Origin of the sequence: Rheinheimera sp. A13L (genome assembly GCF_000217935.1) — a bacterium.
GTDB lineage: Bacteria > Pseudomonadota > Gammaproteobacteria > Enterobacterales > Alteromonadaceae > Pararheinheimera.
In genome coordinates, this window is record NZ_AFHI01000016.1 from 15041 (window position 1) to 30823 (window position 15783).

The 15783-nt window shown below is 47.7% G+C and carries 14 protein-coding genes; 9 read left to right on the forward strand and 5 right to left on the reverse strand.

The window, feature by feature from the left end; all coding sequences use genetic code 11:
- Window positions 1-21 precede the first annotated feature (21 nt).
- The 5 genes from RHEIN_RS10270 to RHEIN_RS10290 form a co-directional block, all read right to left on the reverse strand.
- Entirely contained in the window at window positions 22-1998 is a 1977-nt protein-coding gene (locus RHEIN_RS10270; RefSeq protein WP_008898905.1) for an acetyl/propionyl/methylcrotonyl-CoA carboxylase subunit alpha, read from the reverse strand.
- 14 nt (window positions 1999-2012) lie between these two features.
- Window positions 2013-2810, reverse strand: a complete 798-nt coding sequence (locus tag RHEIN_RS10275) for an enoyl-CoA hydratase-related protein (RefSeq protein ID WP_008898906.1) — start codon at window positions 2808-2810, stop codon at window positions 2013-2015.
- Between the two features lie 23 nt (window positions 2811-2833).
- Window positions 2834-4441 (reverse strand): carboxyl transferase domain-containing protein, encoded by a 1608-nt coding sequence (locus RHEIN_RS10280; protein WP_008898907.1) that lies wholly within the window; start codon window positions 4439-4441, stop codon window positions 2834-2836.
- Between the two features lie 241 nt (window positions 4442-4682).
- Window positions 4683-5852, reverse strand: a complete 1170-nt coding sequence (locus RHEIN_RS10285; RefSeq protein ID WP_008898908.1) for an isovaleryl-CoA dehydrogenase — start codon at window positions 5850-5852, stop codon at window positions 4683-4685.
- A 61-nt stretch (window positions 5853-5913) separates the two neighbouring features.
- On the reverse strand, window positions 5914-6333 hold the full coding sequence (locus RHEIN_RS10290) for a MerR family transcriptional regulator (protein WP_040554967.1): 420 nt from the start codon (window positions 6331-6333) through the stop codon (window positions 5914-5916).
- A 281-nt stretch (window positions 6334-6614) separates the two neighbouring features.
- Between RHEIN_RS10290 and RHEIN_RS10295 the strand changes: the two genes are divergently transcribed.
- The 9 genes from RHEIN_RS10295 (at window position 6615) to RHEIN_RS10335 (ending at window position 15714) form a co-directional block, all read left to right on the forward strand.
- Window positions 6615-7799: a thiolase family protein gene (locus tag RHEIN_RS10295; protein WP_008898910.1), complete on the forward strand. Its 1185-nt coding sequence runs from the start codon at window positions 6615-6617 to the stop codon at window positions 7797-7799.
- A gap of 162 nt (window positions 7800-7961) precedes the next feature.
- Window positions 7962-9458 (forward strand): CoA-acylating methylmalonate-semialdehyde dehydrogenase, encoded by a 1497-nt coding sequence (locus RHEIN_RS10300; protein WP_008898911.1) that lies wholly within the window; start codon window positions 7962-7964, stop codon window positions 9456-9458.
- Between the two features lie 184 nt (window positions 9459-9642).
- Window positions 9643-10800 carry an acyl-CoA dehydrogenase family protein gene (locus RHEIN_RS10305; RefSeq protein WP_008898912.1) on the forward strand — a complete coding sequence of 386 codons (1158 nt, stop codon included), beginning with the start codon at window positions 9643-9645 and terminating at the stop codon, window positions 10798-10800.
- A 213-nt stretch (window positions 10801-11013) separates the two neighbouring features.
- Window positions 11014-11787, forward strand: coding sequence for an enoyl-CoA hydratase (locus RHEIN_RS10310; protein ID WP_008898913.1), 774 nt, complete (start codon window positions 11014-11016; stop codon window positions 11785-11787).
- Between the two features lie 6 nt (window positions 11788-11793).
- Window positions 11794-12978 carry an enoyl-CoA hydratase/isomerase family protein gene (locus RHEIN_RS10315; protein WP_008898914.1) on the forward strand — a complete coding sequence of 395 codons (1185 nt, stop codon included), beginning with the start codon at window positions 11794-11796 and terminating at the stop codon, window positions 12976-12978.
- Window position 12979: 1 nt separating this feature from the next.
- Entirely contained in the window at window positions 12980-13885 is a 906-nt protein-coding gene (gene mmsB / locus RHEIN_RS10320) for a 3-hydroxyisobutyrate dehydrogenase (protein ID WP_008898915.1), read from the forward strand.
- Between the two features lie 39 nt (window positions 13886-13924).
- Window positions 13925-14686, forward strand: coding sequence for an SDR family oxidoreductase (locus tag RHEIN_RS10325; protein WP_008898916.1), 762 nt, complete (start codon window positions 13925-13927; stop codon window positions 14684-14686).
- 60 nt (window positions 14687-14746) lie between these two features.
- The gene (locus tag RHEIN_RS10330; protein ID WP_008898917.1) at window positions 14747-15175 is read left to right on the forward strand and encodes a hypothetical protein; all 429 of its coding nucleotides are present in this window, start codon (window positions 14747-14749) and stop codon (window positions 15173-15175) included.
- On the forward strand, window positions 15172-15714 hold the full coding sequence (locus RHEIN_RS10335) for a GNAT family N-acetyltransferase (RefSeq protein ID WP_008898918.1): 543 nt from the start codon (window positions 15172-15174) through the stop codon (window positions 15712-15714). Before RHEIN_RS10330 ends, RHEIN_RS10335 begins: the two co-directional genes overlap by 4 nt.
- Window positions 15715-15783 lie beyond the last annotated feature (69 nt).

Genomic DNA, 15783 nt, shown 5'->3' on the forward strand with positions numbered 1-15783 from the left:
CTTTCCTTAAAAGGGGCTGCGTTAGTCCGCAGCCGTAAAATCGACCAGCTGAGCACCGTCTTTGACTAAATCACCAGCGGCATAAAACAGCTGATTAACCACACCATCTTTAGGCGCCTTGATGCTGTATTCCATTTTCATCGCTTCCATCACTAAAAGCGTCTGGCCAGCACTGACAACAGCGCCTTTTTCGACCATCACTGCGACTATGGTGCCGTTCATTGGTGCCGTCAGGCTGCCAGCAGAGGCGCTATCATCGACCTGGGTTTGCACCTGCGTCTGGTAAATAAAGTCATATCTATGATGTTTGATAAAAACCGACACCGTATCCTGATACTGGCTGACCCGCACTTTGACCCTATGGCCATTTAAATTGGCCTGCAGTTCATCGTTTTGTAAGCTGGCAGTGGCAGGGGTGATCACCGCTTGCTGGGTTAAGCTGAGTGCTTTGCCTTCAGAGCTGATGCTAACTACACGCGTCTCTTCCTGATAAATCAGCGGGAAAGACACTGTAGAGACTTCATTTAAACGCCAGCCTGAACACAAGGCCCATGGGCTTTGGTCGTTCGTCGTGTCTGAACGTTCCTTTAAAAACAAATAAAGCGCAGCCAATAAGCTGGCTTGTTCGGTTTCAGACTGACCTGGTGCAAACAAGGATTCTTTATGCCGTTCAATAAAATGGGTATCCAGCTCGGCTTTGGCAAAAGCAGGTTGCTCGACTAAACGGGTTAAGAAATTCAGGTTGTTTTTTACACCAGCAATGCGGTAATCATCCAAAGCACGCAACATCCGGGCTATAGCGCGATCGCGATTTTCATCCCAGACAATCAGTTTGGCAATCATAGGATCGTAAAAAGGCGAAACTTCGTCGTTTTCGACCACACCAGTATCGACCCGCACATAACGGCTTTGCTCTGGCTGGCGTAAATAGGTCAGTTTACCTGTGGCAGGCAGGAAATCATGATCCGGATCTTCAGCATAAACACGCACTTCAATGGCATGGCCATCAATGGTGACTTGCTCCTGAGTCAAAGGCAAAGGCTGGCCGCTGGCGACTAATAACTGCCATTTCACCAGATCCTGACCTGTGATCATTTCTGTCACAGGGTGTTCGACCTGCAGACGGGTATTCATTTCCATAAAATAGAAGGAGCCGTCTTCGTCAAATAAAAATTCAACTGTGCCTGCGCCCTGATAGGCAATAGCCTGAGCGGCTTTCACTGCAGCTTCACCCATGGCTTTACGCTGCTCGCTACTGAAATTTGGTGCTGGTGCTTCTTCAATTACTTTCTGGTGACGGCGCTGAATAGAGCAGTCACGCTCTGCTAAATACACCGCATTGCCAAAACTGTCGGCAAAGACCTGAATTTCAACATGGCGTGGTTTAGTCAGGTAACGTTCCATCAGCACTTTGTCATTGCCAAAGCCGTTTAGGGCTTCACGTTTGGCACCTCCCAAGGCTTCGGCAAATTCGCCACTGTTCCAGACCACGCGCATACCTTTGCCACCGCCACCATAAGCGGCCTTTAACAGCAGGGGGTAACCCACTAAATCAGCTTGTTGCTGTAAAAAGGCGGGGTCCTGATTGTCACCATGGTAACCTGGCACTAAAGGCACACCGGCCTGGGTCATAATCTCTTTGGCGGCACTTTTGCTGCCCATAGCGGCTATGGCAGACACTGGCGGGCCAATAAAGACCACACCTGCTTTGGCACAAGCCTCTGCAAAACCTTCGTTTTCTGATAAAAAACCATAACCAGGGTGCACTGCTTCGGCGCCACTTAATTTGGCGATTTCCAGAATTTTATCAGCCCGTAAATAGGACTCTTTACTTGGTGCAGGGCCTAATAAAAAGGCTTCATCGGCCATATGCACATGACGGGCATTGGCGTCAGCTTCTGAGTACACAGCCACACAACGAATGCCAAGTTTATGGGCGGTTTCTATGACACGGCAGGCGATTTCGCCCCGGTTGGCGATCAAAATTTTGCGAAACATCAGTCTGTTTTTCCTTATTCTGACCGGATCCAGGCCGGAGTACGTTTTTGTAAAAAGGCGTTTAAACCTTCCTGACCTTCAGCCGACACCCGAATAGCGGCAATACGGGCTGAAGTGCTGTCTATAAGCTGCTGATTAATCGGCTGATGATTCACAGCTGCCATCAATTCTTTAGCGCAGCGCAAAGCTGCAGGGCTGTTGTTCAGCAAAATACCAACAAAGTGTTCTGCGGCATCTGCAAGACCACCAGCTTCCACCAACTGATGCACTAAACCTAAATTTAAGGCTGTGTCGGCGTCAAAACGTTCTGCGGTTAAGAAGTAACGGCGGCTGGCACGTTCGCCAATAGCGCGCATCACGTAGGGGCTGATCACGGCTGGTATTAAACCAATTTTCACTTCGCTTAAACAAAAGCTGGCGCCTTGTTCGGCAAGGGCTATGTCACAGCAGGAGACTAAACCTAAAGCGCCGCCAAAAGCTGCACCTTGCACTAAAGCTATGGTTGGGGCAGGGAAGCAATCCAACTGGCGCATCAGCTCTGCTAACTGGCCTGCATCTTCTAAGTTCTGCTGGTAGTTTTTCTCAGCCATAGAGCGCATCCAGTTCAGATCTGCACCTGCACTGAAGTTTTTACCAGTGGATTTGAGCAACAGCACCCGTACAGCGGGATTAGCTGCCAGACTTTTTAAGGCACTGATGAGTTCGCCAATCATGCTGTCGTCAAAGGCGTTATGCACTTCGGCGCGGTTGAGTACTAATTCTGCAACACCAGCTGTAGTTAACGAGGTAGTAATAGTTTTATAGTTTTGCATTTTTTACTCCTGTGCCTTTTGCACTACATGCGGAACACGCCAAATTTGGATTCGGCGACTGGCGCATTCAGCGCTGCGCTCAGTGCAAGGCCCACCACCATACGGGTTTGTGACGGGTCGATAATGCCGTCATCCCATAACCGCGCACTGGCGTAATAAGGGTGACCTTGTTGCTCGTACTGGGCGACAATAGGTTGACGTATAGCCTGTTCAGCTTCAGCTGTCAGGGTTTCACCTTTGCGGGCTAAGGCATCTTTAGTCACTGTCGCCATCACACCAGCGGCCTGTTCACCACCCATCACAGAAATACGGGCATTGGGCCACATCCACATCATGGTTGGGTCGTAAGCGCGGCCACACATACCGTAGTTACCTGCGCCATAAGAGCCACCGATGAGCACAGTAAATTTCGGCACATTGGCACAAGACACTGCCATCACCATTTTGGCGCCGTGTTTGGCAATACCTTCAGCTTCGTACTTTTTACCGACCATAAAGCCGGTGATATTTTGCAGGAACAACAATGGGATTTTGCGCTGGGCACAGAGCTCAATAAAGTGCGCGCCTTTTTGTGCTGACTCAGAAAACAGAATGCCGTTATTGGCCACTATGCCGATGGGCTGACCAAAAATGCGGGCAAAACCACAGACCAAAGTAGCGCCATAGAACTGTTTAAATTCATCAAAGTCAGAGGCATCCACAATACGGGCTATCACTTCACGCACATCAAAAGGCTTTTTCAGATCGGTGCCGACTATGCCGTACAGCTCGCCGGCATCATAAAGTGGTGCTTCGACAGGGCGCACATCACCTTGCACTGGTTTTTGATGATTCAGGCGGCTGACGGCATTACGTGCCAGTTGCAGAGCATGTTCATCATTGAGTGCATAGTGATCGGCCACACCAGAAATTTTGCAGTGCACATCAGCGCCACCTAATTCTTCTGCCGTGACTTCTTCGCCTGTAGCAGCTTTCACCAAAGGCGGGCCAGCTAAAAAGATAGTGCCCTGATCTTTGACGATAATACTTTCATCGGCCATAGCTGGCACATAAGCACCACCTGCAGTACAAAGCCCCATCACCACCGCAATTTGCGGAATACCCTTGGCAGACATACGTGCCTGATTAAAGAAGATACGCCCAAAGTGCAGTTTATCGGGGAATACATCGTCCTGGCGGGGCAGGTTAGCGCCACCTGAGTCGACCAGATAAATACAAGGCAACATGCAGGTTTCGGCAATCTCCTGAGCACGTAAGTGTTTTTTCACGGTCAGCGGGTAATAAGTGCCGCCTTTGACTGTCGCATCGTTGGCTACAATCATGCACTCGACACCATTCACCCGGCCTATGCCAGCGACCACACCTGCAGCTGGTACATAGTCGTCATAACATTGCCAGCCAGCAAACTGACCCACTTCTAAAAAGGGGGAACCAGGGTCCAGCAATTTCTGAATACGATCACGGACAAACAGCTTGCCGCGCGAAGTATGACGGGCAATCAAGGCTTCGCCGCCGCCTAACTTGATTTGTTGTACTTTTTGCTCTAAATCATCCACCAGCAGCTGCATCGCCTGAGCGTTCTGGATAAATTCGTCACTGCGTGGATTAATTTTGCTGTTCAGTCTGGCCACGTTCACCACCTTTGGCTATCGGGATTTGCTTTTATCTTCTCTCCACCTACGGATCGAACGGACTTGACTCGACCTTCAAAAGTAGTGGGAAAAGATATGAAACGTCAAAAGGGAAATACGTAACAAATAAGCCGACCGTAGAGCGCCAGGGATGGCAGCGACACGAGCCCCCCAAGGACGGGTTTACGGGCGTGTCGGCGTTTTGCTTCGGATTTCCCCTTCACCTTTGCTGGTAAAGAAATTAGTTCGATTCGTTAAATAACTCGCGGCCTATTAACATGCGGCGAATTTCTGAAGTGCCAGCACCTATTTCGTACAGCTTGGCATCACGTAACAAACGTCCTGTAGGGTATTCATTGATATAACCATTGCCACCTAACAGCTGGATTGCATCCAGTGCCATCTGGGTGGCCAGCTCTGCGCTGTATAAAATAGCGCCAGCTGCATCTTTACGGGTGGTTTCACCACGGTCACAGGCTTTGGCGACTGTATAGACATAAGCGCGGGCTGCATTCATTTTGGTGTACATATCCGCTACTTTGCCCTGGACCAGTTGGAATTCACCAATAGACTGACCAAACTGTTTCCGGTCGTGGATATAAGGCACGACTACATCCATACAAGCTTGCATAATGCCAAGCGGACCGCCGGATAACACCACACGCTCATAGTCCAGACCTGACATCAGTACACGGGCGCCTGTGCCTATGGTGCCTAATACGTTTTCTTCCGGTACTTCACAGTCTTCAAACACCAGCTCACAGGTATTTGATCCACGCATACCCAGTTTGTCGAGTTTCTGCGCCTGGCTGAAGCCTTTAAAACCACGTTCAACAATAAAAGCTGTCATGCCTTTAGAACCGGCATTGATGTCGGTTTTGGCGTAAATGACGTAAGTGTGAGCGTCAGGGCCGTTGGTTATCCACATTTTGTTGCCGTTTAAAATATAACGGTCACCTTGTTTATCGGCGCGTAATTTCATCGAGACTACATCTGAACCTGCGTTTGGCTCAGACATCGCCAGAGCGCCAATATGTTCACCAGAACATAACTTGGGCAGGTACTTTCGTTTTTGCGCTTCGTTGCCGTTACGGGCGATCTGATTGACACATAAATTCGAATGCGCGCCGTAGGACAAAGCCACAGAAGCAGAAGCGCGGCTGATTTCTTCCATCGCCACTATGTGTTCCAGGTAACCCAACCCTGAGCCACCATATTGTTCGTCAACCGTAATACCTAATAAACCCAGGTCGCCAAATTTACGCCATAAGTCATTTGGGAATTCGTTGTCATGGTCGATTTGTGCTGCACGCGGCGCAATCTCATCACGGGCAAAGCTGTTCACCTGTTCACGGATCATGTCGACTGTTTCGCCCAGATCGTAATTTAATGTTTTGTATGTGCTAATCATGACTGTTGATCCCTATCTGCAGGTTATTGCAATGTTTGATTTTGTTTAATTTAGTTTTTAATTAATTCGGTTCTTTAACTTGTTTGGCCTGATCCAGAGTTTCGCGGCAGCGTTTTTCCACTGTCACTAATTCCATTAGCACCACTTTGATGTCATCCATCTGCTGGTGCAGTTCAGCTTTTTTATGTTCTATCAGTTTCAGCATGGTGCTCAGTTGCGTCACGCTGCTTTTATCTGCATCGTACAACTCAAATAACTGGCCTGTTTCTGACAAACTAAAACCCAGTCGTTTACCACGTAAAATTAATTTCAGTCGTACCCTGTCTCTGCGGCTGTAAATACGGGTTTGTCCCTGTCGTAAAGGCGTCAGTAAGCCCTGGTCTTCGTAGAAACGAATACTACGGGTGGTGATATCAAACTCTTTTGCCAGCTCGCTGATGCTGTAGGTTTTATCGTCTGTTTCAGTCTTTTTGGCAGTCATTTGGGTCGTCATTTTGGCCTTGTGCTAAAGTGGCGACAACTATAAGTGAAGTTTACGTAAAGGTAAAGCTGTGTTCGCGTCCAATAAGGGCTGGAGGCGGATTGCGCTACTCCTTTGTAAAGTTAAAGTGCCAAAGAAGGGCTGCAGAGCGTGCATTTTTCTGAACCTTTAGTACTGTATAGGACCATAGTGTTAGCTAGTTGACGTTGGCGTAAACGTAAATTTGGTGTAGTCTCAGGCCCAACTTTTTCATCATGCTTCTGAACGACGGAGAAATGAACATGGCGCAGCACGAAAAAATTGCCATAGTGGCAGCCAAAAGAACGGCAATGGGTGGATTTTTAGGCGGCTTAGCTGACGTCAGCAGCACAGATTTAGGCGCACAAGCTATTAAAGCTGCTTTAGAACAAGCTGCTATTGATGGAGCCAGGGTCAGTGAAGTGATTATGGGGTGTGTATTACCTGCAGGTTTAGGTCAGGCTCCAGCTCGTCAGGCTACGTTAAAAGCGGGTTTACCTTTATCAGCCGGTGCTACCACTATCAATAAAGTCTGTGGTTCAGGTTTAAAATCTGTGATGTTAGCTGCTGATCTGTTGCGTGCTGGTTCTGCTGATGTGGTGGTTGCTGGTGGCATGGAGTCTATGTCTAACGCGCCTTATATTCTGCCAAAAGCCCGCGCTGGTATGCGTATGGGTCATGGTGAAGTCAAAGATCATATGATGCTGGATGGTCTGGAAAACGCCTACGATGGCAAAGCCATGGGCTGTTTTGCTCAGAAAACTGCCGACGAGCACGATTTTAGCCGCACTCAGATGGATGAATTTGCTGTGTTGTCACTCACACGTGCTCAGCACGCCATCAATTCTGGCGCTTTTGTTGAAGAAATCACCCCTGTGATTTTCCAGACGCGTAAAGGCGATGTGACTTTTGCCACAGACGAACAGCCTGGCAACGCTAAAGTCGACAAAATTCCTACCTTAAGACCTGCCTTTGCGAAAGACGGCACTATCACTGCAGCCAACTCCAGTTCTATTTCTGACGGCGCTGCAGCTTTAGTCCTGATGCGTGCTGACGAAGCCAAAGCGCAAAACAAAACCGTATTGGCTCATGTAGTGGGTCATGCCACTCATTCGCAAGAACCAGAGCTGTTCACTGTAGCACCAGTAGGCGCTGTGACTAAGCTGTTAGCCAGCTTAGGCTGGGCAACAACAGATGTGGACTTGTGGGAAATTAACGAAGCTTTTGCCATGGTGACTATGCTTGCGATTAAAGAGCTGAATCTGGATGTGAATAAAGTCAACGTCAACGGTGGCGCTTGTGCTTTGGGTCATCCTATAGGTGCTTCAGGCGCCCGTATTCTTGTGACTTTAATTCACGCCTTAAAAGCACGCGGCTTAAAACGTGGTGTCGCTACTTTATGTATAGGCGGTGGCGAAGCAGTGGCTTTAGCGGTAGAGCTGCCGTAACTGATAAAAAAGGCGCGGTAGACACTGCGCCTTTTGCTTTAAAAGTTTAATAAAAAATATATTCAAATCAACAGGTTTAATTTAACAACAGATAGCCTTCGTCATTAACGTTGCAGAACTGTGGCATCAAGTACGAAGGCTATAAAGGGGAGAGAAGTAGTTATGGCCCATCAGGTTCAGTTATTTATCAACGGTGAATTTATCCCGTCCAAGTCCGAACGCTTTATTCCTGTGACGGATCCTGCTACTCAGGACGTCATAGCTCAGGTGCCTTGCACTACAGCAGAAGAAATGGCTTTTGCTATTGCATCGGCCAAAGAAGCTTTTAAAAGCTGGAAAGAAGTGCCGGTATCAGAGCGTGCCCGTTTAATGATGCGTTTTGCACATTTATTAAAAGAACACCAGGCGGAAATCGCTGACATTATTTGCCGTGAATTAGGCAAAACAGTGGAAGATGCCAAAGGCGACGTCTGGCGTGGTATTGAAGTGGTAGAACAAGCCGCCAATATTCCTTCGTTAATGATGGGTGAGACTGTTGAAAACGTAGCGCGCAGCATTGACACCTACAGCTACATTCAGCCTTTAGGCGTCTGTGCTGGTATTACGCCATTTAACTTCCCGGCTATGATCCCGCTGTGGATGTTCCCTATGGCTATTGCCTGTGGTAATACTTTTATTTTAAAACCCTCCGAACAAGACCCAATGACAGTGAATAAAATCGCTGAGCTGTTTGCTTTAGCTGGCGCACCTAAAGGCGTACTGCAGGTTGTGCATGGCAATAAAGAACAAGTCGATGTGTTATTACGTCACCCGGATATCAAAGCTATTTCTTTTGTCGGCTCGGTAAACGTGGGCCAATACATCTACAAAACAGGCACTGATCATTTAAAACGTGTGCAGGCTTTTGCCGGTGCCAAAAACCATATGGTCGTAATGCCGGATGCGAATAAACAGCAAGTGATCAATGCGTTAGTTGGTGCTTCAGTAGGTGCTGCAGGTCAGCGTTGTATGGCCATTTCTGTGGCTGTATTTGTTGGTGAGTCGCAGCAGTGGATCCCTGAAGTAGCTGCTGCGATCGCCAAAGTTCGCCCTGGCGTTTACACAGACCCGGAAGCGGCCTACGGCCCACAAATCAGCCCTCAGGCCAAAGCCCGTATTTTGTCTTTAATAGAACAAGGCAAAGTAGAAGGCGCCACTTGTTTAGTGGATGGCTCCGATGTCAAAGTAGCTGGTTATCCAAACGGCAACTGGGTAGGTCCTACCGTATTCAGTGATGTCACTGCAGATATGACCATCTATAAAGAAGAGATATTTGGCCCTGTGCTGGCTACTGTTAACGCTGCCTCTTTGGAAGATGCCATAGCTCTGGTGAATAACAGCCCATACGGCAACGGTACTTCTATTTTTACTGCCAGCGGCGCAGCTGCACGTAAATATCAGCATGAAATTGAAGTAGGTCAGGTCGGTATTAATATTCCAATTCCTGTGCCTCTGCCATTTTTCTCTTTCACTGGCTGGAAGGGATCGTTTTATGGCGATCAACATGCTTATGGTAAACAAGCTGTGCGTTTTTATACTGAAACTAAAACCATCACAGCCCGTTGGTTTGATGACTCCATTCCGGTGTCAGGCCCAAATATGTCGATCAACCTGCGTTAATTAACGTCAGGGTACAAGCGTTCTGTGTAAAAACAGAACGCTTCTTTAAAAAAGCCTGAGGAAAAAAGCCTCAAGGCAAACAACCAAGCCAGACAAAAACGCGTAAAAACGTGTATAGCAACAAATCAGCAGGAACGTAAAAAGTGCATAGACACTGTTCTGTAGCTAATTGCAGGGTGATGTGATGAATTTTAATTTAACAGACGATCAAAAGGCCTTTGTTGAGGTCGCTAAACAATTCGCTGACCAGGAACTGGCGCCACATGCTGCAGCCTGGGATCGGGATCACCATTTTCCAAAAGCTGTGATCCAAAAAGCCGGTGAGCTGGGTTTTTGTTCTTTATACACGCCTGAAGATCAAGGTGGTATGGGTTTATCCCGTTTAGACTCCAGCATTATTTTTGAACAGTTGTCTATGGGCTGCACCGCAACAACTGCAATGTTAACCATCCATAATATGGCGACATGGATGATTGCAACCTGGGGCACTGAAGATGCCAAAGCACAGTGGTGCCCGGAGTTAGTCACAGGTGAAAAGCTGGCCTCTTATTGTTTAACTGAACCAGGTTCCGGTTCAGATGCGGCGTCTTTGCGTACCAGCGCAAAAAAAGATGGCGATCACTATGTGCTCAATGGCTCCAAGATGTTTATCTCTGGTGCTGGCGAAACTGAAGTTTTAGTGGTGATGGCACGCACCGGTGAAGCCGGTCCTAAAGGCATCTCCGCTTTTATCGTACCAGCGGATGCACAAGGCGTCATTTACGGCAAAGCCGAAGAGAAAATGGGCTGGAATGCTCAGCCAACCCGCTTAATCACTTTTGATAATGTACGAATTCCCGCCCATTACCTGCTCGGAAACGAAGGTGAAGGTTTTGGTTTTGCGATGAAAGGCTTAGACGGCGGCCGTATTAATATTGCCACTTGCTCTATTGGCACAGCGCAACAAGCGTTAAATACAGCCCGTAACTATATGCTGGAACGTCAGCAGTTTGGTAAACCACTGGCAGCTTTTCAGGCCTTGCAATTTAAACTGGCAGATATGGCAACAGAACTGGTTGCAGCCCGTCAATTAGTGCGTTTAGCCGCTTTTAAACTGGATTCAAACGACCCGGAAAAAACAGCCTACTGCGCTATGGCCAAACGTTTTGCCACAGATGTGGGTTTTGCGGTCTGTGATCAGGCGCTACAAATCCACGGTGGTTATGGCTATATCAAAGAATATCCGCTGGAAAGGCATTTCCGTGATGTACGGGTGCACCAGATTTTGGAAGGCACCAATGAAATTATGCGACTGATTATAGGTCGACGTTTACTAGACGAAGCAGCCAACGAGATCTTATAAATTTAAGCCCGTCGTACTTGAAGCCGCAGCTTTGTTAGCTGCCTGATTGTAGATAAAAAGCACGCCTCAGTCACATAGGTAAACTATGCTCCTGGGGTCTCGTGCGCTTGTCGTCGCGCTGCAACTCCAATTACTTAGGGTTATAGTGCGCGTAATTATCGGTAAAAAGCTAACCGGCCAAATTCAATGAAGCCCGGTAGAAACGGAGATTTTATGGCACAACTCAAACTCGAAAAACGCGGCCATACCGCTTTAATTACCATGGCAAATCCTCCTGCCAATACCTGGACCAAAGACACCCTGACGCAATTGCGTGATGCTGTGAAATCTTTGGAGCAGGACAAAAACATTTATGCTTTAGTGATCACAGGCGAAGGTGAAAAATTCTTTTCAGCTGGTGCTGATTTAAATTTGTTTGCCTCAGGTGACAAAGCAGTTGCTGCTGATATATCGGCTATTTTTGGCGAAGCTTTTGAAACCTTAACGGCCTTTCGTGGTGTGTCCATTGCGGCCATCAACGGCTATGCCATGGGCGGCGGCCTGGAAGTAGCTTTAGCCTGTGATATCCGTATTGCTGAAACTCAGGCGCAAATGGCTTTACCTGAAGCCAAAGTTGGTTTATTGCCTTGTGCAGGTGGCACTCAGAATCTGGCGATCTTAGTCGGTGAAGGCTGGGCAAAACGAATGATCTTGTGTGGTGAACGTCTAACAGCAGACAAAGCCTTACACATAGGTTTAGTCGAAGAAGTGGTAGGCACAGGAATGGCACTTGAAGCCGCTTTATTGCTGGCTGATAAAGTGGCAGAGCAAAGTCCACCCGCAGTGGCTGCCTGTAAGCAGCTGATCCAAAAGGGCCGCAGTGCTCCTGTGCAAACGGCTTTGCCTTTGGAGCGTGAGCTGTTTGTGAAGTTGTTTGATACTCAGGATCAGGTGGAAGGGGTGCAGGCGTTTTTGCAAAAACGTAAAGCCAGCTGGATTAATGGATAAAGCACTATGACAGAATTGAACACAAAAACAGAACAAGCTGTAACAGATCAATCTCCACAACGGGATGTGGTGCTGTTTGAAGAAATCGCCAGTGTGGGCGGTAAAATTATTGGCATAGCCACTTTAAACTCAGAGAAATCTTTAAATGCGCTGAGTTTGCCCATGGTTGAACTCTTGCTGCCGCAAATGCAGCAATGGAAAAACGACAACAACATTGCCATGGTGATACTGCAGGGCGCTGGTGATAAAGCCTTTTGCGCCGGTGGCGATATCCGCGATTTATATCAGGCGATGAAAGCAGCGCCAGGTACTTTTCAGCCTTATGTCGAAGACTTTTTCACTAAAGAATACAATCTTGACTATTTAATTCATACCTTTGAAAAACCAGTACTGGTTTGGGGCAATGGCATTGTCATGGGCGGTGGTTTAGGCCTGATGGCAGGTGCTTCACATCGTATTGTTACTGCAACCAGTCGTATTGCTATGCCGGAAATGGCCATAGGTTTATACCCTGATGTGGGCGGCAGCTGGTTTTTAAACCGTATGCCGGAAGGTTGTGGCTTGTTTTTGGGTTTAACGGGCGCATCCATCAATTCATCCGACGCCAAACTCATTGATTTAGCCGATCATTTTTTAACTCATGACAAAAAAGCTGCGCTGCTGGATAAATTAACTCAAGTGAAATGGGGCAATACCATAGCGCTGAATCATCAGAAGCTGACCGATTTATTATTAGGCATGGAAGATATGTGCCGCAGTCAGATGCCGCCAAGCCAAATTCGTTTGCACCAGAATTCTATCAGCGCCGTAGGCCGTGCTACTTCCTTGCAGCAGGCGGTTGAACTGATCCAGGCGATGCCAAACGAAGACAGCTGGCTGACCAAAGCCAAAGCCTCTTTGCAGTACGGTAGCCCTATTACCGCTCATATTGTGTATCGCTTGTTGGAGCTTGGCCAAAGCAAAATTCTGGCCGATTCGTTCCGGCTGGAGCTGGGCTTAAGTGTGCAGTGTGGCAAACTGGGTGAATTCACCGAAGGGGTAAGGGCGCTGCTGATTGATAAAGATCAAAAGCCAGACTGGCTGTATAAAACCGTAGCTCAAGTGCCTGCAGATGTGATTAATCAGCTGTTTCATTCACCCTGGGCTGCCGACTTACATCCATTACAACATTTAGGTTCATTGGAGCATTAATATGCACGCTACTCTTCAAACAACGGTCGCATTTATTGGTTTAGGCAATATGGGCGGCCCAATGGCCAGCAATTTATTAAAAGCAGGCTTCCAGGTTCAGGCTTTTGATTTGTCAGAAACAGCTTTAGAACAATTAGCCTTAGAAGGCGCTACAGCTTGTACTTCGGCAGCCGAAGCCGCAACAGGGGCAGATTTTGTGATCTCTATGCTGCCTGCTGGTAAACATGTGGCTATGGTGTACACAGGCGAAAATGGCATAGCTTCAGTGATTGGCAAAGATGCCTTAGTCATCGATTGTTCAACTATTGACGCCACTACGGCCCGCAAAGTAGGGGCTGAGCTGGCAGAACAGGGCATAGCCTTTATCGACGCGCCAGTCTCTGGTGGTGTAGGTGGTGCTAAAGCCGGCACTCTGACCTTTATTGTCGGTGGTTCAGAGCAAAACTTTAACCGGGCCGAACCTGTACTTTCTGTGATGGGAAAAAACCTGTTTCATGCAGGAGATGTAGGCGCGGGCCAGGTGGCGAAAATTTGTAATAATATGCTGTTGTCTATTTTAATGGTGGGCACCAGTGAAGCGCTGCAAATGGGCATAGACAATGGTCTGGATCCAAAAACTTTGTCCGATATTATGCTGAAAAGCTCAGGCCGCAACTGGACTTTAGAGCTGTATAATCCGTGCCCGGATGTGATGCCAAATGTACCTTCAAGCAATGCGTATCAGGGCGGCTTTATGGTGGATCTAATGGCAAAAGATTTATCGCTTGCCACAGAAACAGCCTTATCGAGCCAGTCCAGCACCCCTATGGGAACCTTAGCCCGCAGCTTATATGTGGCACATCAACGTCAGGGCCACGGCAAAGAAGATTTCTCCGGTATTTTTAAGATGTTTGCCAAAAAGAACTAAGACTTTTGGTATCAGCTGGTTTTAGCAGGTAAAAAGATAATGAATTTAAAAGACAAAACAATAGTAGTGACAGGCGGCGCTCAGGGGCTGGGTTTAGAAATGGCTCGTATGTTAGCCGCTGAAGGCGCGCATCTGGCTTTGCTCGATATGAATGCAGAGCAACTGGCCTCAGCTAAAGAGGAATTGTCAGCGACAGGCGTTAGGGTACGGACTTATGTTTGTAACGTTGCCAATGAAGAAAGTGTTGAAACCACTTTTGCCGCTATTGCAGCAGATTTTGGTGCTATCGATGGCCTGATTAACAACGCTGGTATTTTGCGTGACGGCTTATTGCTGAAATTTAAAGATGGCGAGCTGGTCAGCAAAATGTCGCATCAGCAGTTTCAGTCTGTGATTGATGTGAATTTAACAGGCGTATTTTTATGTGGCCGTGAAGCTGCGGCTTTGATGGTGAAATCAGGCCGTAAAGGCGTGATTATCAATATGTCGAGCGTGGCCCGTTCAGGCAATATGGGGCAAACCAACTATGCAGCGTCCAAAGCTGGTGTTGTCGCTATGACAGTGACCTGGGCGCGTGAGTTAGGTCGTTACGGTATCCGTGTGGGTGCTATAGCACCGGGTGTGATCCGCACTGCCATGACAGATGCGATGAAACCAGAAGCCCGTGATCGTTTAGTGGCGATGAAGCCTGTGGGTCGTTTAGGCGAAGCCACAGAAATTGCGCATACTGCGAAGTATATTTTTGAAAACGACTTCTTTACTGGTCGTGTCGTAGAAGTGGATGGCGGTATTAGTATGTAACTTTATAGAGGCGGAGTGATAAACTCTGCCTCTATAAAATCTGGTTACAGGACTTCACTAATGAAACTTATTCTGCTGCCTTTGCTGCTTCTGGCCTCTGCTTTTACCTCTGCCCAGCAACTGGATACCCCAAATTATAAGGTCGAAATTCAGCAGCTTTGTCCTGAAGGCGAAGTGCAATGTCAGAATGTGTCGTACAAAGGCACCTCTAAAATTTCAGGTGCGAGTATTGAGTTAAAAGGTTCTGCCTGGCACAGCCTTTGTGCTGATGGCGTGACGCCTTGTCGCTTTTTAGGTTATCAGTTCAATAATGGCCGTATTCGTTATCTGGTGTTTGACTCAGGTTTACTGCAAGTGATAGGTAGCTCTGGCAAAGTAGTGCTGGAAGAGCAGGGTGTGTGGGATTATCAACAGCAAGATGAACCAACACCAGATCCTCAGTCCCAAAGCACATCAGGCACTACGCCTGAAGCAAAGGGGCAGCCATGAAACCGCTGGATGCCGGCAGTTTAACTCTGCGGTTGCTGACGGAAGCCGACTGGCCCTTGTTTTTGCAATTGCATCGCCATGAACAGGTATTGCAGTATGTGGCAGACCCTTTAGCTAATGAACAAATCCGCCAGCGTTTTGAAGAACGATTACAGCCATGGCAAGCCGGTGATTTGCATTGGTTTTGTTTAGTCGTTGTGGAAAAGAAAAGTGGCACTGCAGTTGGTGTTTGTGGTTTTCATGGATTGGATGTAGCGCCAGATACAGGGGTAATTGCTGAAGTTGGTTATCTATTTTTGCCAGAGTTTTTTGGTAAGGGGTATGCGACTGTGGCGTTAAAAGCGGCTTTGGATTATGGAACTACCCTTGGCATAAAACAGTGGCAGGCTGTGGTGACCGAAGGCAATATAGCTTCTGGCCGTGTGCTGGAAAAATGTGGTTTTAGTCTGGTCGATCGTCAGCATAATGGTTATCAGATAGGTGATACATTCTTCGCAGATTTAATTTATAAAAAGTTACCTGTCGAACCGGCTCTGTAAAACCTGGGCCGCTTTAGAAAGACATGTGAAGGCGCTCAACTGTTATTGTTGTCAATTCTGCCCCTTAAA

Excerpts from the sequence above, each read along its gene's own strand:
- mmsB (WP_008898915.1), top strand. The coding sequence starts at position 12,980 with ATGCACGCTACTCTTCAAACAACGGTCGCATTTATTGGTTTAGGCAAT.
- RHEIN_RS10300 (WP_008898911.1), top strand. The coding sequence starts at position 7,962 with ATGGCCCATCAGGTTCAGTTATTTATCAACGGTGAATTTATCCCGTCC.
- RHEIN_RS10310 (WP_008898913.1), top strand. The coding sequence starts at position 11,014 with ATGGCACAACTCAAACTCGAAAAACGCGGCCATACCGCTTTAATTACC.
- RHEIN_RS10275 (WP_008898906.1), bottom strand. The coding sequence starts at position 2,810 with ATGCAAAACTATAAAACTATTACTACCTCGTTAACTACAGCTGGTGTT.
- RHEIN_RS10330 (WP_008898917.1), top strand. The coding sequence starts at position 14,747 with ATGAAACTTATTCTGCTGCCTTTGCTGCTTCTGGCCTCTGCTTTTACC.
- RHEIN_RS10285 (WP_008898908.1), bottom strand. The coding sequence starts at position 5,852 with ATGATTAGCACATACAAAACATTAAATTACGATCTGGGCGAAACAGTC.
- RHEIN_RS10305 (WP_008898912.1), top strand. The coding sequence starts at position 9,643 with ATGAATTTTAATTTAACAGACGATCAAAAGGCCTTTGTTGAGGTCGCT.
- RHEIN_RS10295 (WP_008898910.1), top strand. The coding sequence starts at position 6,615 with ATGGCGCAGCACGAAAAAATTGCCATAGTGGCAGCCAAAAGAACGGCA.
- RHEIN_RS10325 (WP_008898916.1), top strand. The coding sequence starts at position 13,925 with ATGAATTTAAAAGACAAAACAATAGTAGTGACAGGCGGCGCTCAGGGG.
- RHEIN_RS10290 (WP_040554967.1), bottom strand. The coding sequence starts at position 6,333 with ATGACTGCCAAAAAGACTGAAACAGACGATAAAACCTACAGCATCAGC.
- RHEIN_RS10270 (WP_008898905.1), bottom strand. The coding sequence starts at position 1,998 with ATGTTTCGCAAAATTTTGATCGCCAACCGGGGCGAAATCGCCTGCCGT.
- RHEIN_RS10335 (WP_008898918.1), top strand. The coding sequence starts at position 15,172 with ATGAAACCGCTGGATGCCGGCAGTTTAACTCTGCGGTTGCTGACGGAA.
- RHEIN_RS10315 (WP_008898914.1), top strand. The coding sequence starts at position 11,794 with ATGACAGAATTGAACACAAAAACAGAACAAGCTGTAACAGATCAATCT.